A 21136-nucleotide genomic window follows, 5' to 3' on the forward strand; every position below is an offset into this window, starting at 1 on the left:
CTGACGTGTTCAAGGAATCCACCCCGAGAGTGTAACTACTAGTATGTACAGTCGCAATCGGCGCCGAACGACGGCCGAACGACGGCCCGGCAGCGCTAGACCGCGTCCCGCTGCACCAGCTGGAACTGCATTCCGTCGGACGTCTCGGGCCGGGTCCAGGCATTGAGGTTCGGGCCGACCGGCACGGGCTCGGTGGTGGTGAACTCGACCCCGAGGCCCTGGACCGCCTTGATGATCCGGGGTACGTCGTCGACCTCGACGCCGATGTGCTCGATGCGGGCCTGGTTACCGTCACCGAGCCGACGCCGGCGGGACTCCTCGGTCGTGGGCTCGATGAGCTCGATCCGGCCGTCCCCGCACTGGTAGAACGCGATCCTCACGTTGCGCTCGGGAACGTCCTGCGCTCGTTCCAGACGCATACCCAGGCTCTCGAGGAACGCCTTCGCCTCGTCGATGTCGTCGACCACCACGCCGATGTGGTCGATGCGCTTGAACATGTACGCCTCCTGATGTCGGTCCGACCGTCCGTCGGCCGGTCGGTCGGTCGGTCGGTGGTTTACGCGTGCTCTTCGGAGAAGTTGTTGTGGATCGCCGCCAGTTGGGGCAGATTCGACATGTTGAGCAGCAGCAGATCCTCGTCCGCTGCCGGGTTTTCGAAGTGGTGCGCGGACCAGGCCGGTATGAGGAGGATGTCGCCCGCGCTCAGCCGGGTGGAGTCTCCCGTTTCGTCGAAGATCACGGTGCCCGCACCGGACCGGACGAAATAGAGGTGCCACCAGGAGTGCGCGTGCGGGGTGGTCCGGTCACCGGGCCTGACGGCCTGGAAGGTCATGGACGTACCGGGGATGATCTCGTGGCTGCCGCCGGGCGCGGCCAGGGTGAGCGTGCCGTATTCCGTGTGTTCGGCCGCTTCGAGTTCCTTGGCCAGGGTCTTCCACTGCCATACCACCGGGGCCGGCCGGTCCCGCACATGGCGTTCGCGGAACTCAGGGTACGGAAACTGACTTCCGGTCTGTACCGGCATGGTTGTCCTCCTGGACGAGGTCGTCTCGGTGTCGGATGTCCGCGAACATGTCGCGTACGGAGGTGTCGGCGTCGACGGCGAACTGCGAGGTCAGCCCGTGCCGGGGCAGCGCGTGCGTGTAGAACCGCGGTCCCTCGACGAGATAGCCGACCGCCCAGGCGCCGCGGAGCGGCCCGCCGGCCGCCGTGACCGGCCGACCCTGTTCGTCGACATCGATGCCGCCCGGCTGGAACGTGCCGTTCGCGTACGGGCGTACGAGACCGCGTGCCAGCAGGTTGCGGATCAGCGGTGACCTGTCGCGCTCCGGGTGGAAGGCGTCGAGGCGTGCGATGACCAGCGCGTCGGCATGGCGGATCTCCGTACCGCCGGTGTACTCGGTCCGGATGGCGAACCGCGCCTCGTCCCGGTCGAGGACCACCGTGCTCCCGGGACCGCCGGCCAGGTCCACGATCCCCGCCCGTATCAGCGCGAGGAGCTGGTGGTTGCGGTGCCGGGGCGGGCCGAATGAGACCCGGTTCATGGCCCCGACACAGGTCGAGTTGAACGTCCGGTGGGACTCCGGGGTGAGCCCCGCGAACTCGACGGCTTCCCGCAGGCTCGCCCGGGTGTCGCGGATGACGTCGGTGGCGGCTTTCACGGGACTTGTCCGGTTGCCGAGCTCCGCCTGTTCGAGGTCGTCGACGACGTGCTCGACGAAGAACCTCGTGAACTCGTCCTGGCTCGCGAAGCTTCGTCCGCCCAGCGGGTCGACGATCTCCTCGACGGCGCGCCGGTCGTCAGCGGTGAACTCGTACTCCTCGGGCGCGAGGGGGCGCTGTTCCACTGCCGCGCGGTAGGCGTACCCCATTTCCGTCAGCAGCAGCGGAAGGACTTCCTCCGCGAAGTCGAGACGGGGATCGCCACGGTGAAGAGCGGCCTGCTCCCGAAGGGCTCGTACCGCTTCCTTCGTGAAGAACCGCGGCTGGTGTTGCCCGGTGATGCCCTTCTGGTTCACCCCGCGCGCGCTGAAAGGCAGGCACTGGCGGGAGAACAGCTGGATCCGGGGCTCGCGTCCGGAAGGGCGGTACGCCGTGTCCCACCCCGAGCCGTGGAACTCGCCGCCGCGGCCGACCGTGAGTTCGGAGATGACGTCGTGTGCGGTCAGTCCGAAACCCTGGACCGCGACGGTGGAGCCTGGGGCGACCTCTCCCAGTCGGCCCACCGGGTAGGGGTTCGAGCAGTAGACGAGCCATGGGTTCCGGTCGGCGTTCTCGTGGGCGAACTCCTCGAACGCCCGGTCCTCCGCGGTGGGGATGCGTTCGCAGTGACCGGTGGCGAGGAAGACGTAGTCGCTCGGGACCACGTAGCCCTTCGCCAGATGGACGGTGAAGCCTCCATCGCCGTGCGCCTCGATGTCCACGGCCCGGTCGCGGTGGTGCACGACGCGGACGTGTGACGGCAGGGAGCGTACGGCCCGGTCGAAGACCCAGCTGAGGTAGGTGCCCAGCATCTGCCGGGGCAGGTAGGCGTGTTCACCCAGCGGGTCGCCGGCGTCATCGCCCGTCGGGAGGAACACTCCGCCGAAGTCCCGGTAGCCCGCCGTCGCCGCCCACTCGGTGAACGAGGGGCCGGCGCCGTCGGTGAGCATGGTCACCTGGCTGGCGACCGTGTTGGTCAGCAGGTGGGCAGGCTGGCCTGCCGGGTGTGCGCCCTGGCCGCCGTCGCCCGGGTCGATGAGGTGCACGTCCAGCGTACGGCCCGCCGGCAACCGGTCGGCGAGTTCCGATATCCGCTGCAGGATGCTGAGGCCGCGGGGGCCGACACCGACGACGGACACCTTCAGGGCCGTCATCGCGCGGCTCCGCTCGCCGCCGTGGCGGCCGCGATGCCGTCGAGCACGGGCTCGTGGAGGCACACCCAGTCGGGCGCTTCGGCAAGCCGGGGGAAACGCTCCGCCACCTGCGGATCGTGGCCGGGAATGATGTGGTCGTCGCCGTCCGCCAGGGCCTCGATCCGGTCGTAGCCCTCCAGCATGGGCGTGAGGTGGTCGAGGATCGGGAACGGGCTGCGCAGCCGGATGTTGGCCCAGAGATGGCTGGCGTCACTCGCCAGCACGACCCGGCCCCGGGCGGTGGGGACGCGGACCACCTGGGTGCCCGGCGTGTGGCCCGGGACCGGGTGCACCGTGACGCCGGGGATGATCTCGGCCTCGCCCCGGTGCAGCACGAGCTGGTCCTCGAACAGTCCCTGTACGGCGGTCTGTACGTTGACCGGTTCGAACGGCTTGCGCACGACGTGGTGGCGCATCGCCGGCCCCGTGCAGAACCGGAGCTCCTCCTCCTGGAGGTGGATGCGCGCGTGCGGGAAGCGGTCGAGGTTGCCGGCGTGGTCGTAGTGCATGTGGGTGATCACCACGTCGGAGACGTCCTGCGCCCGCATGCCGAGGTCGGCCAGCGCCGCGACGGGGTCGCGGAAGAGGGTGCGCTTGCGGCGCCGTGCCATCTCCTCGGGGAACCCGGTGTCCACCAGCAGGAAATGCCGGTCGTTGCGGACCACCCACAGGTAGAAGTCCATGGGCATGTCGCTGCCCCGGGTGAACTGCCCTTCGTCCACCAGGAAGTTGTCCCGTGCGGGCCGGTCGGCGTGGGTGCCGAACCGCAGTGCCAGGACTTCGTAGGTGTTCTCGGCCATGTCTCTCACGCCCCCACGAGGTCGAGCGACCGGCCGGGGGCGGGACGCCCGGCCGCGGCCGTCTCGTCTTCGAAGAAGAACCTGGGCTCCTCAAAGGCCGGGACGAGCTGGTCGAACCAGGTGGCCGTGGGGTCGAACCTGGCGTAGAAGGGCCGGCGGACGATGCCGCCCCGGCGCGCCTGCAGGAGTTGCAGGGCGAACACCTTCTCCCCGCGGATCGTCGGTACGCCGTCGATGAGGACCTTGCCCGGGAACGCGCTCATCGACGGGCCCCGCACGGTGCGGGACAGGCCGGAGACGGCGCCGTAGGCGGTGCGGAAGATGTCGTACGCCTCGGCCAGCGGCAGCTCGAAGTAGGCGCGGGCACCGGTGTCGCGCTCGACGAACATGTAGTACGGGATGGCGCCCAGCTTCACGCCCTGGGTCCACAGTTCCCGCCAGGCGTCCGCGTCGTCGTTGATGTGCCGCAGGACAGGGGACTGCATGCGGACGACGGCACCGGTCGCCGTGATGCGGCGCAGGGCGTCCTGCGCGATGGCGGGCCGCAGTTCGGCCGGGTGGTTGTAGTGGCCCATCAGCGCCAGGTGCTTTCCGGCGGCCACCACGCGTTCGAACAGCCGCAGCAGGTCACCGGCGTCCACGTCGCTGACGAAACGCTGCGGCCAGTAGCCCACGGCCTTCGTGCCGATCCTGATGTTCTGGACGTGCTCCAGCCCGGCCGACAGGAGGGGCTCGAGGTACCGCTCCAGCGTGGCCGTCCGCATGATCATGGGATCGCCGCCGGTGATCAGCACGTCGGTGACCTCGGGGTGCTGCTTGAGGTAGGCGACCAGCCCCGCGGCGTCCCGTGCGGCGAAGTGCAGGTCGTCCTCTCCGACGAACTGCGGCCACCGGAAGCAGAACGTGCAGTAGGCGTGGCAGGTCTGGCCGGCGCTCGGGAAGAACAGGACCGTCTCTGCGTACTTGTGCTGGATACCCGGGACGACCTCGCCGTCCAGTTCGGGCACGTTGTGCGTCAACTGGCCGGCCGGGTGCGGGTTCATGCGCGACCGGACCAGGTGGATCTGTTTGGCCAGCTGCTGCTTGTCGCCCGCCCGCAGCAGGTCGCGCAGGGTGGCGTAGTCGTCGGGATCCAGCATCGACTGATGCGGGAAGTTGAGCCGGAATATCGGGTCGTCGGGTATGCGGTCCCAGTCGATGAGCTCATCGAGTACGTATTGGTTGGTCCTGAACGGCAGGACGTGCGATACCACGTCGACCGCCTCGCGAAGTTCCGTCGGAATGCGCTCCCATTGCGGTGTCCGCTGAATCGACGAGCGGTTGTAGGGCCTGTACTTGGCAGGGTCGGCGTCAGCCATGTGAATTCCCCGTCCGAAGGGCGGATAGTTGCGTGAAGTTCCTGACGAGATGGCGGCGAGCGGGGATCGACCGTCGGCGGCCGGTGGTCGGTGGTCGGTGGCTGCATGGACGCAGGCTCCCGCTCCTTGTCTGCTTTCTCGCGCCACCGCACGGCCGACCGGAAGCCGGTCGGGGCGATTCCCCTGCTCGCCGCCGAGAAAGCTAGTCAGCGATTGCGACCGGTGAGAAATAGACAACTCGGCAGATTCATTCGGGCCATGCATGAATGCTTCCATCGACCTGGCGCATAAATCATGTGCATACTGCATCAATGCGCTTGGCCGGCTCCTAGGATTGGCGCCGGCTCAGACAGCGGCAGACGGAATCGGGGAGCTCTCGTTGAACGGTCGGCTCAGTGTCGGCATTGCGGGGACGGGGCCGCGCGGGCTCACCGTGCTGGAACGGCTGTGCGCCGGCGCGGCAGCGCGGCCGCCCGCCGGGCCCGTGATCGTGCATGCCGTCGACCCCGCTCCGGCCGGAGCCGGCCGGGTGTGGCAGACGGATCAGTCGCCGCAGCTGCTGATGAACACGGTCGCGGAGCAGATCACGGTGTTCACCGACGCCAGCGTTTCGTGCGCCGGCGCGGTGGTGCCGGGTCCGAACCTCTACCAGTGGGCAACGGGCCTCTACCAGTGGGCGACGGCCGCGGCGATACGACCGGGGGTCGGCTCCGTGACGCTCGCCGAAGCCAAAGCCGACGCCGACGCCCGCGCGGTCCTCGGACTGGAGTCCGTCCGGCTCTTCGGCGCGATGGAGGCCCGCGCCTCATGAATGCCCTCGTACGGAGCCGACGTCCCCCGCAGGACCGCTCGGCGGGCCTGCCGGCCGCGGCGGGCGTCGCGGCGGTCACCGTCCTGACCTCGCTGCCGGTGTTCCTGCCCGGGGCGGCGAACGGCCTGATCTGCGCGGAGCTCGGGTGGAGTTCGGTGCGGACGGGAGCCATCCTGGCCGCGTACTGGCTGGCGTCCCTGACGGGCGCGTTCCTCAGCAAGCGGGCCGCACTTCCCCGGGCATTGGAACGCACCCTGGCCGTCGCGCTGGCCGGCACCTGTCTGGGGCTGTTCGCGGCGGCGGTGGCGCCCATGGCCGGTCTGTGGATCAGCTCGGTGGTTGGGGGCACGGCCTACGGCTACACCCAGCCGCACACCAACGCCCTGCTCATGCGGCGGTGCGCACCCCGGCTGCGCCCGTTCGCCTTCGGCCTGAAACAGGCCGCCGTACCGGCCGCCACCCTGATGGCCAGCGGAGCAATGCCCCTGCTGGCCGGACCGGTCGGCTGGCGAGCGGTGTTCCTCGCGGCCGCGGTGCCGTGCGCTCTGGGCAGCGTTCTCCTCGCACGGAAAGGGTCCTCGGACGGACCGTCCGCGGTCGCCGCCCCAGGCGGCAGCGAGCCCCTGCGCGGGAACGTCCATCTGCTGGCCCTCAGCTGCGCCGGGTTCTTCGGCGCGATGGTGGGCAACGGACTGGGCGGGTTCCTGGTGCTGGCACTGACGGCACGGGGAGCGTCGCTGTCGACGGCCGGCGCGGTGGCAACCTCGGGTGCCGCGCTGAACATCGTGATCCGCCTGGCCGCAGGCTGGCTCGTCGGCCGCAGGCCCCGTGCCGCGTGGGGTGCGCTGACGGGACTGTTCCTGGCCGGTGCGGCGGGTACCGCACTACTGACGCACCCGGACCCCACCGCGGCCACGGTCGGGGCCCTGCTCGCCTACGGCGGCGGCTGGGGCTGGGCGGGCCTGGTGCACTACGTCATCGGCCTGCCCTACCCCGGCCGGGAGCAACGGGCCACGGCCTACAGCCAGATGGGGGTCTCCCTGGGGGCCGCCGCCGGGCCGCTGATATGCGGCCTGCTGTTCGCCGCCGGGCGCCCTGCCGCCGCATGGTGGGCGCTGACCGCGGCCGGGGCAGCCGCCGCCGCCTGTGTCCTCCTCGCCCGGACGCACGTCCCGCCCCGCCCGGAGGGCGGGACGGTCCACGGTGCCGGCAGCTCCGGAGATCACGGCTGTGACGGCCCGTCAGCCCCTACCGGAGTCGGCCACGAGGCCCGCCACGACCTGCTTCGCACCGTCGACCGCCCGGCGAAACGCCGCAGGGTCCTGATGGGCGCGGGCCAGGACGTAACCGCCCTGCACCGTCGCCATGATCAGTGACGCCATCGCGTCCGGGTCGGTGCCGGGCCTGAACTCTCCTGCCCGCACGCCCTCCGCCAGCACCGCGGACAGTCGCTCACCGAGCCAGGTGAAGAAGTCCGCCGTGGTCGCGCGCAGGTCGTCGTCGGCAACCACCTCGAAGTCCTGCACCAGTCGCCCCATGCGACAGCCGGCGAGCGGGTCCCGTTCGAGGTCCAGGAAGGCGTTGATGCGGGCGACTGCCGACCCGTCCCCGGCCAGCGCCTCCTCCGTACGGGAGCGCAGCTGATCGCTCATCTGCGCCATGGCCGCGACCGCCAGCTCCGCCTTGCCGGAGAAGTGGTGATACATGCTCCCCTGGCCGGCCCCGGCGCGCTCCAGGATCATGGCCGGGCTCGTGCCCGTGTACCCGCGCTCCCACAGCAGCTCGCCTGCAGCCCGGGTCAGCGCCTCCTTCTTGCTCATTCCCTCACTGTACCTACCACTCGTTACGACATGACGGCATGACGACATCGCCGAGACAGCTGCTCCGACGTCGGGCCACCGAGGCGGGCGGGGTGTCGCAGTGCTCGAATCCTGCTGCTGCGGCCCCGCTGACGGCCGCGTGAGTTTTCAGGCGGCCCTCAGGGCATGCCTCGCCGGTGCGCCGGGCCCGGCTCGCGGATCAGCCGGTACGGCTCGCCCGCGAGCCGGAGCCGGTTCTCGTCGTCCACGCGGCAGCCGAGGCGTTCCGGGAGGCCGCGCAGATACGCGAGGGCGGGGGCGGTGAGGCGGATCCTGCCGTTGGCGAGGCGGGTGATGCCTGCGGGTTCGGCGAGCGCGGTGAGCCGGGTGGCGTGGGTGCCGGGCACCTCGGCGGTGTACGTGGTGCCGGAGTCGGCTCGCTGTTCCAGGGCGAAGAGGACGTCGCCGTAGCGGGCGTGGGCAAGGACGGCGAGGACGGCGCGTACGGCCTCCATCACCAGGCCCTGCTCCAGCACCAGTTGCTGTCCCCGATCCCCGAACCCGGCTACGACTGGCAGGAGATGGACATCCGCAGCCGCCTGGGCCGCGCCTACGTGGCGACGGGCCGTATCGGCGAGGCACGCGGGCAGTTCCAGGCAGTGGTCGCCGTTCACCGCGCCCGCGCGGACCGTGCGGCGACGGCGACCGCGACCGCGGGGATCACGCGCGCAACGGGTCCCGGAGACGGCCGGTAGAGGGAGCCACGACCGACTCGGGAACGGCCGCACGCCCGGCGCCGCACGGCCGGCCAGGCCGCCCCGTCCGCCGCGCCCGCCCCGCCCCGCCGCCCCGCCGCCCATCGGCCGTACCGGTCATTTTCCCGGGCCGTTCGGGGGAAGCTGCCGTCCGCTCCGGCGCGTCGGGGGTCGGGCGGGGCAGCGGTGAGTGGAGAGCGCGGGCGCTCACTGTGCCCGTGCGGGAGAAGCGAGAGCGGGGCAGGACCGTCGGGCGTGCCCCCGTACAGAGACGGGAGTGGCTGGATGCTCGAGCGAGCAGCCCGGACGGTGCGGCGCCGGTGGGCGTCGACGGCGACGGCGGTGACAGCGGCGGCGACGGTTGTGGTGACGGCTGGGGCGGTCGGGACGGCGGGGGCGGACCCGGCCGGGCCGAAGACCGCACCGAAGGCCGGGCCGAAGACCGGAGCGATCGTGGTGGACTGCACCCGCAATCCCACCGCCCTGCAGCGGGCGATCGACAGTGCCATCACGAAGTCGGAGCTGAAGGTGAGAGGGACCTGCATCGGGCCCTTCACCATCGACAAGAGCCTGTCCCTGATCGGCGACAAGCACGCGGTCCTCGACGGGAACTTCGAGGGGCCGGCCGTCACCGTCAACGGAGGTGGCTCCCTGGTCCTGCTGAAGAAGCTGACCATCACCAACGGCGCCGGCAACGCCACGGACCCGGCAGGGCTCGGCGGCGGCATCCTCAACAACAACGGCAACGTGACCCTGAGCGACTCCACGGTGCGTCACAACACCGCCGGGTCGGGCGGCGGCATCGCGAACAACGACAGCAACCCCGCCGACGCCTTCACGGCCACGGTGAACGTGATCCGCTCCACGGTGAGGCACAACACCGCGACGGAACGCGGCGGAGGCATCTTCAACAGCAACGGCACGGTGACGCTGTCCCGCTCCACCGTGCGCCACAACATCGCGGTCGAAGGCGGCGGCATCCACAACGACGGCAACACGGTGGCGCTCGCCGACTCCAAGGTGTTCCGCAACGGCGCCACGCAACGCGGCGGCGGCCTCTTCAACAACGCCGGGACCACGACGCTGATCCGCTCCGAAGTGGAGCGGAACACCGCGGGCGCCGGGCTCGGCAGCGGTGGCGGCATCTTCGAGCAGGGCGGCTCGGTGACGCTGAACAAGACCAAGGTCCGCCAGAACCACCCGGACAACTGCGCCCCGGCAGGCACCGTCCCCGACTGCATCGGCTGACGTCCGCGCGTCGCGTGGCAGGGGGCGCTCAGGCCCGGCACACCAGCAGCATCTGTGCCGCCGCGTGATGCGCCCCCACCCGCGCCGCCCTCCCCCAGTCGCGCCCGCGGTCGACCAGCTGCACGGCGAACGTCGCACCGCCCTTGACCGGGTAGCTGCCGACGGGGACCAGCTCGCCGCGGTGGACGGTCTGGCGGACGCCGAAGGCGGTGTACGCGGAGCCGGGGTCGTCCGGGTCGGCGAGGACGCGGTAGACGGTGGGGTCGCCGGCCGTGTCGGTGGCGTGGGTGGTGCGCGGGACGAAGACCGCGAGGGAGCACTGCGCGTAGCGCGCGTCGAGGTCCCAGACCCAGGTCGCCGTGGAGCCCCGGTCGTGGTCGGGGCTGCCGGACATGGGGACGGCCGAGAAGCTGCCGTCGCAGCCGCCCTCGCGCCGGCCGCCGGAGGGGACGGTGTACCAGGCGGCGCGGCCGTTCTCGAAGCGCCCCCTCTCGTGGTAGCGGCCCGTAGGACAGCCCGGGCCCGCCCACTCCTCGAAGCCCTCGCCGCTGGCGTCCGGATCGGGCAGCGACGTCGGGCCGACCCGCGTCGGTATGCCCCTGCCCGCGATGTCGTCGTCGGCCCGGGCCTCGCTGTCGGCGTCCGAGCCGGTGAGCAGCGCGACGGCGGCGACGAAGCAGCCCAGGACGACCACGACTCCGCCGGCCAGCAGGCTCTTGCGGGCCCTGGACAGCGTCGAGACACGGCCCGCGAGCGTCTCCCGCGCGATCCATGAGCCGGCGGAACCGCCCAGGCTGCTGCCCCGCACCACGTATCCGCAGTCGGAGCAGTTCATACCCGGCAGCGGGCCTCGCCTTTCACTGCCGCAACGTTCGCACGCCATACCAGCTCACTATGCAGCAACCCCAGCCGTCACGAGGGGCGAACACCGAGACCACGACGCGCCGCCGGGTTCAGCGCAGTTCCTCCGGGCACGGCGTACCCCGCGGCAGCTGATACGGCGCCGCCAGCCGGTACACACCCGGGCGCGGGGCGAGGAGCTCGGTCCACTCGTCGCCCTCCGCGTCCTCCTCCGCCTTCAGCAGGCAGCCGGCCACGTTGACGTACGTCCTGGGCGATGTGTCGTCGTCCTCCCGCAGCTTCGACGCCTCCGTCTCCCGCGGCTGCTCCACGCTGCGCCCCTGCTCGTCGACGAGGCCGAGCCACGGCGAGTACGGGATGCGGATCAGCACCCGGCCCGCCGCGCGCACGTCGATCCTCAGCTCCCCCGCGCCCGCCCGGTCCACCGTCGCCGGCGGGTCGGCCAGCGGCATCGGGTCCCGGACGGCGAAGAGCTGCCAGTTCGCGTCCGACCAGACCCGCTCGAGATACGGCAGTCCGTCCTCGACCAGCTCGGCCTCCCGGTCGGCGCCCGAGTCCGGCCTGCCGCTCGGCAGCACGACGTAGTGCACCGCCCAGCGGTCGAGCCACTCGCGGTAGTTGCCGGCGTTGAGGGTGTCGTCGTAGAAGAGCGGGTTGCGCTCCATGTCGGCCTGCCGGTTCCAGCCGCGCGCGAGGTTGACGTACGGAGCGAGCGCGGATGCCTCGCGGTGGCTGCTGGCGGGGACGACCTCGACGCGCCCCTTCTCCGCACCGACCACCTGGAGTTCGTTCACGAGCGGGGCGAGTTCGCGGGTCCAGGACGCGGCCGGTGCCGTACGGACGATGTCGTCGACGCTCTTGAAGCCGATCCAGCCGTTGAGCCCGAGGAAGGCGACGAGGACCGCGCCCCACTTGAACGTGCCCGGCACGGTGTACGGCAGCGCCGCCAGCAGCACCACGCCGGCGAACAGCATCGCGAGCCGCGAGACGTTCGAGCCGATCTGCGAGTCGACGAGGAAGGTGAGGAGGGTCCCGGCGGCGTACACCGCGGCCCCGGTGCGGACCGTCCGCCATTCCTTCGGTACGAGGACGAGGACGAGGGCTCCGAAGAGGAGCGGCAGCGACGTCGTCCCGAGCGACATCGGCTGCGTCCCCGCGAACGGGAACAGCCATGCCGACAGCGCCACGACCGCGACCGGCGCGAGCCCCAGCGCGTACGCCCCGGGGCGCCGCTTGTTGAGGAACAGCGCCGCCGCGACGACCCCGAGGAACAGCCCGGCGACCGGGCTCGACGCGGTGGCGAGGCCCGCGAGCGGCGCGGCGGCGGCCGCCTTCGCCCACCGCTTCCTGCGCCAGCGGTAGGGCCAGCAGAAGACGGCCGCGACCGCCCCCAGCGCGAAGAGCATCCCGAGCCCGAACGTGACCCGGCCGGACAGCGCGTTGCACAGGAACGCGAACACCCCGGCGAGTGCGCATGCCATCGGATTGCGGACGGCCCGGATGCGGGTGAGGACCAGCGCGGTCAGCGCTGCGGACAGTGTGCCGACGATCATCATCGTCGTCCGCACGCCGAGGACGGACATGAGGTACGGGGACACCACGCTGTACGAGACGGGGTGCATCCCGCCGTACCAGGCGAGGTTGTACGCGGAGTCGGGGTGCCGTCCGACGAACTCGGCCCAGGCGTCCTGGGCGGCCAGATCGCCGCCGCTGTTCGCGAAGGCGAAGAACCAGACGACGTGGGCGACTCCGGCGAGGAGCGTGGCCGCGGCGACCGGGTGACTCAGGGCGCGGCGGGTGCGCTGCCGCAGGCTGTCGTGGACGTACGCGTCGACCTCGTGGTCGGCGTACGCCGGCGGCGGCTCAGCGGTGATCACTTCGGCTCTTCCCGTCCGTTCCGTTCCCGCGGACGCGGTCCCGTCCCCGTACGTACAGGGACGCGTCACGGGGATGTCACGTTGCCCGGACGCTAGCACGGGCGTTCTCAGGGGCGTTCGGGGACGACAAGGCCGCGGCCCCGGTACGGAGTGGTGCTCCGTACCGCGGCCGCGGGCGCCGGGTTTCGACGGGTCTGACGGGTCCGACGGGTCAGGCGATGCGGGTCAGCTTCGCGCCGAAGCCGGGCTCGACCAGGTCGCCCTGGAGCGCGATGGGCGACGACGCCTTGCCGGTGCCGCTGCCGACCGAGACCTCGCCGACGACCGTGCCGGCCTTCGCGGTGTGCGGGATCGGGGCCTTGCCCGCGCTGATCGTCAGATCGACCTTGAGGCCCGGCCAGCCGAGAGCCTTCACGTCCTTGGTCGCGACAACCGGGTAGCGGCCGCCGAGGCCGTCGTCCACGTACCCGACGACGTCGCCCTTCTTGACGACGGTCGCCGAGGTGACGGCGGACTGCGCCGCCTTGATCAGCTTGAGGCTGTCCTGGAGGGACGCCTGGAGCTTGGCGTCGACGGTGGCCCCGCGCTGGATGCCGAAGACGGCGCCGTAGATGCGGCGGACCTTGCCGTCGACCTCGGTGTTGGCGGACCAGAGGAGGTTGCCGCCGGCCGGGGTCGAGGAGCCGGTCTTGATGCCGCTGACACCGGGGTTCAGCAGGATGTTGTTGTTGTTGTAGATCTTCTGGTCGATGCCCTCGATCGCGATGTCGGGGGTGTCGACGATCTCCCGGAACACGTCGTACTGCATGACCGCCTTGGCCAGCTTCAGCTGGTCGGTTGCGGTGGAGACGGTGGTCTTCTCCAGACCGCTCGGGTCCGTGTACGTCGTGTCGGCCATGCCGAGTTCCTCGGCCGCGGCGTTCATCTTCTCGACGAACGCGGCTTCGGAGTCGGAGTCCCAGCGGGCGAGCAGCCGCGCCGCGTTGTTCCCGGACGGGATCATCAGCAGTTGCAGCATCTGCTTCTCGGTGAACTTCTGGCCCTTGCGAATGGGGGCCGTCGACTCGTCGGCGGCCTTGGACTCGTCGTCCGCCTTCTGGTCGACCTCGATCTGCGGGCCGGTCTCCTTGCCCTTGATCGGGTGGTTCTTGAGGATCACGTACGCGGTCATCGTCTTCGCCACGCTCGCGATCGGGGCGGGCTCCTGGGCACCGTGGGTGCCGAGGCTGCCGACGCCCTCCACGTCGACCGCCGACTGGCCCTCGACGGGCCAGGGCAGTTCGGCCCCGGCGCCGTCGAACGTGTAATCGGACTTGGCGGTCAGCGTGAGGACGGGCTCCGGGAGCGGGCGTACGAGCTGTACGACCGCGAAGACGACCAGGAGCAGCCCGACGAGCGGCGTCCAGATCTTGATCCGCCGCACGACCGTGCGGACCGGGGTCTGGGCCGGCGGAGGCGTGTTCGTCAGCTCGGCGAGCAGGTCGAGCGGGGGCTTGGGCGGCAGCGGCTGCTGCCTGGTCCGCTCGGGCTCCGTGAGCGACGCGGGGCCGGCGGGAGTGGCGGGAGTGGCGACGGCGGGCGCCTTGGGGGCCGCGGGCCGCACGGGCCGCGCGGGCGTGACCACGTCGTCGCGGCGCAGCGCCACGAACTTGCTGGTGCGCTCGGCCTCGGACTCCGGCTTGGGCGCGGGCTCCGAGCCCCCGGCGGACTTCGCGGGCGGCGGCGTGATCTTGAGCGCGGTGGTGGGCTGGTCCACGGCCGGGCGCGGCAGCTTCTTGAACACCGCGGTGGGCTGGTCGACCGGCGCGTCGTCCTCGGACGGACCGCCTTCGGAGTCGCCTTCGGAGCCGTCGTCGGAGTCGTCGTCGGAGTCGTCGTCCTCGGCGGTCACGGCGTCGGCTTCCGGCTGTACGGAGTCGTCGGCGGTGTCCGCGTCGGCGGTGGTCTCGGTGGCCTCGGCTTCCGCGGTGGCCTCGGCACCGTCGGCTTCGGGCTCGTCGGAGTCGTCACCGTGATCCGCGCCCGGCGCCTCGTCGTCCTCGGCGTCGGCGGCATCCTCGGCTTCCGCGTCGGCGTCGGCGTCGGCGTCGGCGTCGGCGTCGGCGTCGGCGTCGGCAGCCTCCGGCTCGACGGCGTCGGCACCCGTTCCCGCGTCCTCCGCGTCCTCCGGGCCCGCCTCGGCATCGTTGTCCGATTCGTCGGCGCCCTCGGGGTCGTCGTCCTCCGCTTCCGCCCGCTCCGCCCTGGACACCCATGCCGCGACCGCCGCCCGCAGCCGGGCGTCGTCGCCGTCCGAGGCGGCCTCCGCGGCCTCGTCCGGCGCCTCTCCGGCCTCCGGGGCGCCGGGGGCCTCGTCCGCACCCTCCGGAGCCTCGTCGGCCTCGTCCGCAGCCTCGTCGCCCGCCTCGGCAGGGGACGGCACGGTCGTGAACACCGCCGTCGGCTGGTCGACCCGGTCGTCGGCCCGGTCGTCACCCCGCTCCTCGACCCGCGACTCGACGCGCGCCTCCGCCCCGCGGAAGACGGCAAGCCTCGGATCGCGTTCGCCCGGAGTCGTCTCCCCCGACGACTTCCGCTGCTCCGACTTGTCGGGGGACTCGCCCGCCACCGTGCCTCCTCCATGCCTACGCGCCGCGAAACGCGCTGTCCGAACCATCTACCAGTGTCCTGTGTGAGCGCTTGGCCCCCGTGCTAGACGAGAACGACATACCTGCCGGTTCCCGTACGAAGCACACAGGCGCTCTCGACAGACCAATGTGAGAGGCGTCACCCTGTCATTCATCCACGCGGGGAGGCATGGATGGGCAGGAGCCGCAGAACACTTCCGGAGGAGCTTCTGCTGCTCGCTCTGGACCCGGCAACGGGTACCACAGCGCAGCCGCAGTCGCTCGACCTCGGCCTGGCGGGAGCGCAGCTAGTGGAGCTGGCTCTGGCAGGACGGATAGCCCCTGACGGGGATCGTATCGCCGTGGTGATGCCACGGCCGACAGGAGATCCGACTCTGGACTCCGCACTGGAACTGCTGCGCAGGCGCGGCAGTCCGGTACGGGCCGTCCACTGGATCGGCGGGCCCCGGCTGGGGTTGCGCCAGACCTACCTCTCGCATCTGGAGCGGTGCGGCATGGTGCATGCCGTGGCGGGCCAGATGTGCGGGGTGCTGCCGACGACTCGCTACCAGGCGACGGACACGGCGATCAGCCGGGAGATCAGGGCCCGGCTGGACAGTGCGATCCGCACCGGCGTACCGCCGGACCCGCGGACCGCGGCGCTCGCCGCGCTGGCCCACGCGGTCGGTCTCGGCAAGCATCTGTACCCCGGCAACGAGGGGCGCTCGTCGCGCTCCCGGCTCCGGGATCTGATCAGGCACGACCCCATGGGCGGTCTCGTGGCGCACGCCGTGATGGACGTCCAGAACGGTGTGGCCGCACAGCCGCGCCGCAATAACCCGGCCGCGGGCGGCCGTCCGTCGGCGGGCGCCGTACCGGTGCAGCCGCGCGGCGGAAGCATGGCCCGCGCCGCCGTGCACTGAGCACCACCACGCACCACCACCAGCACCACCCTGTGCACCAGCGCAGAACAGCAACAGCAGCACCACGTGCAACACCAGGCGTACAAGACCCGGTTCGGGAGCCGCACCGAGCGCGCGGGGCAGTCGTCGAGACTACCCCGCGCGCTCGCCTTGTCATGCGTGTCGTCATTTTCCAGCGCAGGCCGCACCATTGGTGGCAGTCTGCTGAAACGTAGACACGCACAGCGACAAAGCCGTGCGAGAAGCAGGATCCCGCAGCCGGAGGTGCAGTTTCCGTGGCGTCCAGTGTCAACCCCACCGTCAGGCGCCGCCGCTTGGGCCAGGAGCTGCGTCGGCTCCGCGAGCTCAAGGGCATGACCGCGGAGGAGGTGGCGGAGCGCCTTCTCGTCTCCCAGTCGAAGATCAGCCGGCTGGAGAACGGCCGGCGGTCGATCAGCCAGCGCGACGTCCGCGACCTCTGCGGGGTGTACGAGGTCGAGGACCACCGGGTCGTCGACTCCCTGATGCAGATGGCCAAGGACTCCCGCCAGCAGGGCTGGTGGCACGCCTTCGGCGACATCCCCTACAGCGTCTACATCGGCCTGGAGACCGACGCCGCGAGCCTGCGGGTGTACGAGCCGCAGATCGTGCCGGGTCTGCTCCAGACCCGGACGTACGCGGAGGCCCTCATCACCGGCGCGCTGCCCGAGTCGCCGGTCAGCGACGTCGAGAAGCGCGTCCAGGTCCGGTTGCGCCGGCAGGAGCGCATCCAGACACCCGACAACCCGCTGCGGCTGTGGGCGGTGGTCGACGAGGCGGCCCTGCGCCGGGTGGTGGGCAACCGGCAGCTGATGCGCGAGCAGTTGGAGTTCCTCGTCGAGCAGTCGCAGCTGCCGCATGTCACGGTCCAGGTGCTGCCGTTCGACATGGGTGCGCACCCGGGCATCACCGGGCATTACGCCGTGCTCGAATTCCCCGACGCGTCGGACTCGAGCGTCGTCTACATCGAGGGCGTCACCAGCGACCTTTATCTGGAGAAGGCGAACGACGTCCACAAATACACCGTGATGTACGAGCACTTGCGCGCCCAGGCGCTCAACGCGGACCAGACCCGCGAGTTCATCGAGGACATCGCCAAGGGGTACGCAAGGTGACGTCCGGGTAACGAAGTTGCGGGGCGGGCACGGTACACCGTGGCAACCGGTTCCCGGAAGCCCAGTGCGGAATATGCCATCCGGTCGGGTGAACGGCCGTTCTCAGAAACAGGGGCCGCCAAGTAGCGTCGTGATCACGCCGTCAAGAACGTCGGCGGCAACGGCCAACCTGAACCGGAGATTCACATGGCTATTCAAAAGGGCGCCCTGGACACGTGGACCAAGTCCTCGTACTCCGGCGGAAACGGCGCTTGTGTCGAGGTCAAGTCCCCTGTCGAGCAGGCCGTCGCCGTACGCGACTCCAAAGTCCCCGCCGGCCCCAACCTCACCTTCGTCCCCGCATCGTGGAACGCGTTCGTGCACGAGGTGGGCAACGGTTCCCTCTAGGCACCGGACCCACGCCTCACCTCCTCAACCCATCGTCGCTCGACCGTACTCACACCGTTCGGCAACGAAAAGAGCCCTCTCGACTGGTCCGCCGTCCCGGCCGAGGGGGCTCGGCGTTTTCCGACAGGCCCTGAGGCACCCGTTCAGCGCAGCTGGTCCACGTAGCGGTCCGTCCCCGGCACCGTGGGAATGAACGGCGCCACCAGCTCCACCCGCCCCAGCTCCCCCGCGTCCAGGTCCGCGAAGTGCTCCTCCCAGCAGGCGCGGGGGTCCTGGTCCAGGAACCAGAGCAGGGTGAGCCGCGTGTCGACACCCTCCACCTGCTTCACGTACGACATCCGGTCGAGCGGCAGCGGCGTCGGCCGGAAGACCGTCACCATCGCGGCCGGAGAGCCCGCGAGCCGCTTCGGCAGCGACCGCGACCGCAGCCACTCCAGCAGCTCCGTCCGCCGCTCCGGCCCGTCCGCGTCGATCACCTCCACCACCAGACCGGCGTAGGGATGGTCGAGCGCGTGATAGTCGCGCGGGCCCGCGGCGCCGTCCCGGTAGACGGTCGCGGCATGGTCCTGGAAGGCCGTGAAGACGTGCGTACGGTCGTGGTAGACGCGGCCGTCGCGGTTGAGCCGCTTGTTGATGCCGACGGTCCACTTCATGTGGTCGTCGTAGCGCCCCTCGGTGATCCAGTATGTGGAGATGTAGCACCCGGCGGTCACCGGCTGGGCGATGGCGGACTTCTCCGGATAACGCAGCAGTTGCAGCTCCCGGGTCGCCACCCAGCGCCGCCCCGCGTACATCCAGGGCATCGCCATCGCGCCCGCGTAGTAGTGGTCGTCCTCGTACCAGCGGTTGTACGCGTACTCATGGCCCGGCTGCGGCTCGACCATGGTGATCAGGGCATGGCCGGGGTGGACTCCGTACGGGCCCACGGCCGCCAGATCCGCGTACACCTCCGACAGGGTGTCCTCGCTCACGACGCTCCCCTTCCTTCCTCCGTCCGACGGACCTACTCTGACGCTCCGTCAGATGGATGACCAGAGCCGGGAGCCGCACAGATGCTGCTGCAAGGGAAGACCGTCATCGTGTCCGGCGTCGGCGCCGGGCTCGGGCACCAGGTCGCCGCGACCGTCGTACGGGACGGCGGCAACGCCGTCCTCGGCGCGCGCACCGAGGCGAACCTCGCCAAGACCGCCGCCGAGCTGGACCCCGAGGGCGCGCACACCGCCCACCGGTCCACCGACATCACCGACGAGACCCAGTGCGAGGCGCTCGCGGCCCTGGCCGTGGAGCGCTTCGGGGGGATCGACGCGGTCGTCCATGTCGCGGCCTGGGACAGCTACTTCGGCGGCCTGGAGGACGCCGACTTCGCCACCTGGCAGCGGGTCGTCGACGTCAACCTGCTGGGCACCCTGCGGATGACCCGCGCCTGCCTCCCGGCGCTCAAGGAGCGCGGCGGTTCCGTCGTCGTCATCGGCACCCAGTCGTCGGTGGCCGCACCCTCCCAGGTCCGCCAGGCGGCGTACGCGGCCTCCAAGGGGGCGCTCACCTCGGCGATGTACTCCCTGGCGCGCGAGCTCGGCCCCCACCGGATCCGGGTCAACACCGTGCTGCCGGGCTGGATGTGGGGTCCGCCGGTCGAGGCGTACGTCCAGTTCACGGCGCACACCGAGGGCGTACCGGAGCCCGAGGTGCTCGGCCGGCTGACCGAGCGGATGGCGCTGCCCGAACTCGCCACGGACGGGGACGTGGCGGACGCGGTGGCCTTCCTCGCATCCGACCGGGCGCGGTCGATCACGGGGCAGTCGCTCCTCGTCAACGCGGGCGAGCTGATGCGGTAGCCGCACTCCCCGCCCCTCCTGGGCCGCACGGGCGAAGTCCGCCCGGTGCGGCCCTCTTTGCGCCCCTTCTCAGTCATGGATATGAACAGAGGTCAATGAATCGAACGATTTTACTTCCCCTTGACCTTTCAACGCGTTGTCGCGGCCAGTCGCATGGCCACACCATGAACGGCGTTCACAAGGCGGACCCCTGGAGGGGGACAGGACATGAACAGTCTCGACTGGACCGTGCTCATCGGCTACTTCGGCGTGATGGTCGCCATCGGCATCTGGTCCCACAAGCGTGTGGACAACGTCAGCGACTTCTTCACCGCCGGCGGCAAGATGCCATGGTGGCTGTCGGGCATCTCGCACCACATGTCCGGCTACAGCGCGGTGATGTTCACGGGGTACGCGGGCATCGCCTACACCTACGGCGTCACGTCCTTCGTCACATGGTCCCTCCCCATCGCCATCGGCATCTTCATCGGCGCCAAACTCTTCGCACCGCGGCTGAACCGGCTGCGCTCGCGGCTGCATGTCGCCTCGCCGCTCGAGTACCTCAAGAACCGCTACAACCTGAAGACCCAGCAGGCCCTGGCCTGGTCGGGCGTGCTGCTGAAGATCGTGGACGTCGGCGCCAAGTGGGCCGCGATCGCCACCCTGCTGTCGGTCTTCACCGGGATCTCCCTGAACCAGGGCATCCTCATCACCGGTGTCATCACCGGCATCTACTGCACGGTCGGTGGACTCTGGGCCGACGCACTGACCGAAATGGGCCAGTTCATCATCCAGTTCTTCGCCGGTATCGCCATGCTCATCGCGGTCATGGCCGAGCTGGACGGCTTCTCCACCCTCTGGACCATCTGGGACAAGCCCGAGCTCCAGGGCCACGGCGCGCCCACGGCCGGCCCGTACACGGTGACGTTCCTGCTCGCGTTCCTCTTCATCAAGACGTTTGAATACAACGGCGGGATGTGGAACCAGGCGCAGCGCTACATGGCCACCTCCAGCCCCACGGAGGCGACCCGCTCCGCCCGCCTCTCGGCCATCCTGTGGTTCGTCTGGCCGCTGGTCCTCTTCTTCCCGATGTGGTGCGCGCCGCTGCTCGTCGAGACGCAGAAGGCGGACGCCTCGGACTCCTACGCGCTGATGACCGAGCAGCTGCTGCCGCACGGCCTTCTCGGCCTGGTCATCGTCGGCTTCTTCTCGCACACGATGGCCATGTGCTCCTCGGACGCCAACGCCATCGCCGCCGTCTTCACCCGCGACATCATGCCGGTGCTCTCGAAGAAGGCCCGGACGTGGACCGAGCGAGCGGGTCTTTACGCCGCGCGCTGGACCACGGTCGCCTTCCTCGGTCTGTCGATGGCCATCGCCACCCAGGTCAACTCGCCGACGTTCAAGAACATCATCACGGTCGTGATCACCTGGGTCGCCGGTCTGATGGGACCGATCGCGATCCCGTTCATGCTGGGTCTGCTGAAGTCGTTCCGTAAGTCCGGGCCGACCGCGGCGCTCAGCAGCTGGGCGCTCGGCCTGCTCGCCTTCTGGCTGGTCAACTACCCGATCAGCTGGAGCATCGAGGGCGGTACGCCGCTCCAGTACAAGGTCTCGGTGCCGCTGGCGATCTCGCTGGTCGTGTACGTCCTGGTCGGCTTCGTCAAGCCCGAGGACACCCCGGAGCGGGACGCGGTCCTCGCGCAGATCAACGGCGACGGGGACGACGGCGCGGCGACGGCCGCCGTCCCGGCCCCGGCGGGTCCGGCGGCGGTGCCTCCGGTCCGGGAGGGCGCGGACGGCTGAGGTCCCCGCTCCGGCGGTCCTCGCCCGGCCCGAGGGGCCCGGCACCTCACGGGGGTGCCGGGCC

The 21136-nt window shown here is 70.6% G+C and carries 19 protein-coding genes and 1 pseudogene; 9 read left to right on the top strand and 11 right to left on the bottom strand.

The genetic code is table 11. From position 1 onward, the window contains the following. Nucleotides 1-95: 95 nt before the first annotated feature. From KK483_RS14430 to KK483_RS14450, 5 genes are read right to left on the bottom strand one after another with little or no spacing between them, the layout of a single operon-like run. Nucleotides 96-497, bottom strand: a complete 402-nt coding sequence (locus KK483_RS14430) for a VOC family protein (RefSeq protein WP_262005631.1) — start codon at nt 495-497, stop codon at nt 96-98. Nucleotides 498-556: 59 nt separating this feature from the next. Next, on the bottom strand, nt 557-1024 hold the full coding sequence (locus KK483_RS14435; protein ID WP_262005632.1) for a cupin domain-containing protein: 468 nt from the start codon (nt 1022-1024) through the stop codon (nt 557-559). Next, complete coding sequence (locus KK483_RS14440; RefSeq protein WP_262005633.1) at nt 987-2855, bottom strand: FAD/NAD(P)-binding protein; 1869 nt, start codon at nt 2853-2855, stop codon at nt 987-989. Before KK483_RS14440 ends, KK483_RS14435 begins: the two co-directional genes overlap by 38 nt. Beyond that, nucleotides 2852-3694 carry an N-acyl homoserine lactonase family protein gene (locus KK483_RS14445; protein ID WP_262005634.1) on the bottom strand — a complete coding sequence of 281 codons (843 nt, stop codon included), beginning with the start codon at nt 3692-3694 and terminating at the stop codon, nt 2852-2854. Before KK483_RS14445 ends, KK483_RS14440 begins: the two co-directional genes overlap by 4 nt. Nucleotides 3695-3699: 5 nt before the next feature. After that, nucleotides 3700-5052: a KamA family radical SAM protein gene (locus KK483_RS14450; protein ID WP_262005635.1), complete on the bottom strand. Its 1353-nt coding sequence runs from the start codon at nt 5050-5052 to the stop codon at nt 3700-3702. Nucleotides 5053-5431: 379 nt separating this feature from the next. Between KK483_RS14450 and KK483_RS35310 the strand changes: the two genes are divergently transcribed. Together KK483_RS35310 and KK483_RS14460 are read left to right on the top strand one after the other, a co-directional pair. Further along, nucleotides 5432-5863, top strand: a complete 432-nt coding sequence (locus KK483_RS35310; protein ID WP_313879069.1) for an FAD/NAD(P)-binding protein — start codon at nt 5432-5434, stop codon at nt 5861-5863. Continuing rightward, nucleotides 5860-7038: pseudogene (locus KK483_RS14460) on the top strand (MFS transporter); the annotation flags it as partial. The gene KK483_RS35310 and the pseudogene KK483_RS14460, both read left to right, overlap by 4 nt. A 66-nt stretch (nt 7039-7104) precedes the next feature. Here KK483_RS14460 and KK483_RS14465 read toward each other — a convergent pair. Together KK483_RS14465 and KK483_RS14470 are read right to left on the bottom strand one after the other, a co-directional pair. Continuing rightward, entirely contained in the window at nt 7105-7683 is a 579-nt protein-coding gene (locus KK483_RS14465; RefSeq protein WP_262005636.1) for a TetR/AcrR family transcriptional regulator, read from the bottom strand. Nucleotides 7684-7841: 158 nt separating this feature from the next. Continuing rightward, nucleotides 7842-8177, bottom strand: a complete 336-nt coding sequence (locus KK483_RS14470) for a hypothetical protein (RefSeq protein ID WP_262005637.1) — start codon at nt 8175-8177, stop codon at nt 7842-7844. On the opposite strand from KK483_RS14470, the gene KK483_RS14475 reads away from it, so the two are divergent. Beyond that, the gene (locus KK483_RS14475) at nt 8139-8417 is read left to right on the top strand and encodes a hypothetical protein (protein WP_262005638.1); all 279 of its coding nucleotides are present in this window, start codon (nt 8139-8141) and stop codon (nt 8415-8417) included. The two genes, KK483_RS14470 and KK483_RS14475, sit on opposite strands and share 39 nt — an antisense overlap. A 285-nt stretch (nt 8418-8702) precedes the next feature. Continuing rightward, nucleotides 8703-9665: a hypothetical protein gene (locus tag KK483_RS14480; protein WP_262005639.1), complete on the top strand. Its 963-nt coding sequence runs from the start codon at nt 8703-8705 to the stop codon at nt 9663-9665. Nucleotides 9666-9693: 28 nt separating this feature from the next. Here the strand turns inward: KK483_RS14480 and KK483_RS14485 are convergent, their stop codons facing one another. The 3 genes from KK483_RS14485 to KK483_RS14495 all read right to left on the bottom strand — a co-directional run bounded on the left by KK483_RS14485 (nt 9694) and on the right by KK483_RS14495 (nt 15011). Beyond that, nucleotides 9694-10500, bottom strand: a complete 807-nt coding sequence (locus KK483_RS14485) for an adhesin (protein WP_262005640.1) — start codon at nt 10498-10500, stop codon at nt 9694-9696. A 118-nt stretch (nt 10501-10618) separates the two neighbouring features. Beyond that, a complete protein-coding gene (locus KK483_RS14490; protein WP_262009494.1) occupies nt 10619-12337 on the bottom strand; it encodes an MFS transporter in 1719 nt (572 codons plus the stop codon). A 277-nt stretch (nt 12338-12614) separates the two neighbouring features. Further along, nucleotides 12615-15011, bottom strand: a complete 2397-nt coding sequence (locus KK483_RS14495; protein WP_262005641.1) for a D-alanyl-D-alanine carboxypeptidase family protein — start codon at nt 15009-15011, stop codon at nt 12615-12617. A 192-nt stretch (nt 15012-15203) separates the two neighbouring features. Here KK483_RS14495 and KK483_RS14500 point away from each other — a divergent pair, with 192 nt between their 5' ends. From KK483_RS14500 to KK483_RS14510, 3 genes are all read left to right on the top strand, one after another. Next, complete coding sequence (locus tag KK483_RS14500; RefSeq protein WP_262005642.1) at nt 15204-15932, top strand: GPP34 family phosphoprotein; 729 nt, start codon at nt 15204-15206, stop codon at nt 15930-15932. Between the two features lie 275 nt (nt 15933-16207). Continuing rightward, the gene (locus tag KK483_RS14505) at nt 16208-17065 is read left to right on the top strand and encodes a helix-turn-helix transcriptional regulator (protein WP_262005643.1); all 858 of its coding nucleotides are present in this window, start codon (nt 16208-16210) and stop codon (nt 17063-17065) included. A gap of 186 nt (nt 17066-17251) precedes the next feature. Then, nucleotides 17252-17452, top strand: a complete 201-nt coding sequence (locus KK483_RS14510) for a DUF397 domain-containing protein (protein ID WP_262005644.1) — start codon at nt 17252-17254, stop codon at nt 17450-17452. Nucleotides 17453-17595: 143 nt separating this feature from the next. On the opposite strand, the gene KK483_RS14515 is transcribed toward KK483_RS14510, so the two are convergent. After that, nucleotides 17596-18423: a hypothetical protein gene (locus KK483_RS14515; RefSeq protein ID WP_262005645.1), complete on the bottom strand. Its 828-nt coding sequence runs from the start codon at nt 18421-18423 to the stop codon at nt 17596-17598. An 81-nt stretch (nt 18424-18504) separates the two neighbouring features. On the opposite strand from KK483_RS14515, the gene KK483_RS14520 reads away from it, so the two are divergent. Continuing rightward, nucleotides 18505-19287 (top strand): SDR family oxidoreductase, encoded by a 783-nt coding sequence (locus tag KK483_RS14520; RefSeq protein ID WP_262005646.1) that lies wholly within the window; start codon nt 18505-18507, stop codon nt 19285-19287. Between the two features lie 207 nt (nt 19288-19494). Next, nucleotides 19495-21072, top strand: a complete 1578-nt coding sequence (locus KK483_RS14525) for a sodium:solute symporter family protein (protein ID WP_262005647.1) — start codon at nt 19495-19497, stop codon at nt 21070-21072. Nucleotides 21073-21136: the final 64 nt, after the last annotated feature.

The organism is Streptomyces sp. FIT100 (assembly GCF_024584805.1).
Lineage (GTDB): Bacteria > Actinomycetota > Actinomycetes > Streptomycetales > Streptomycetaceae > Streptomyces.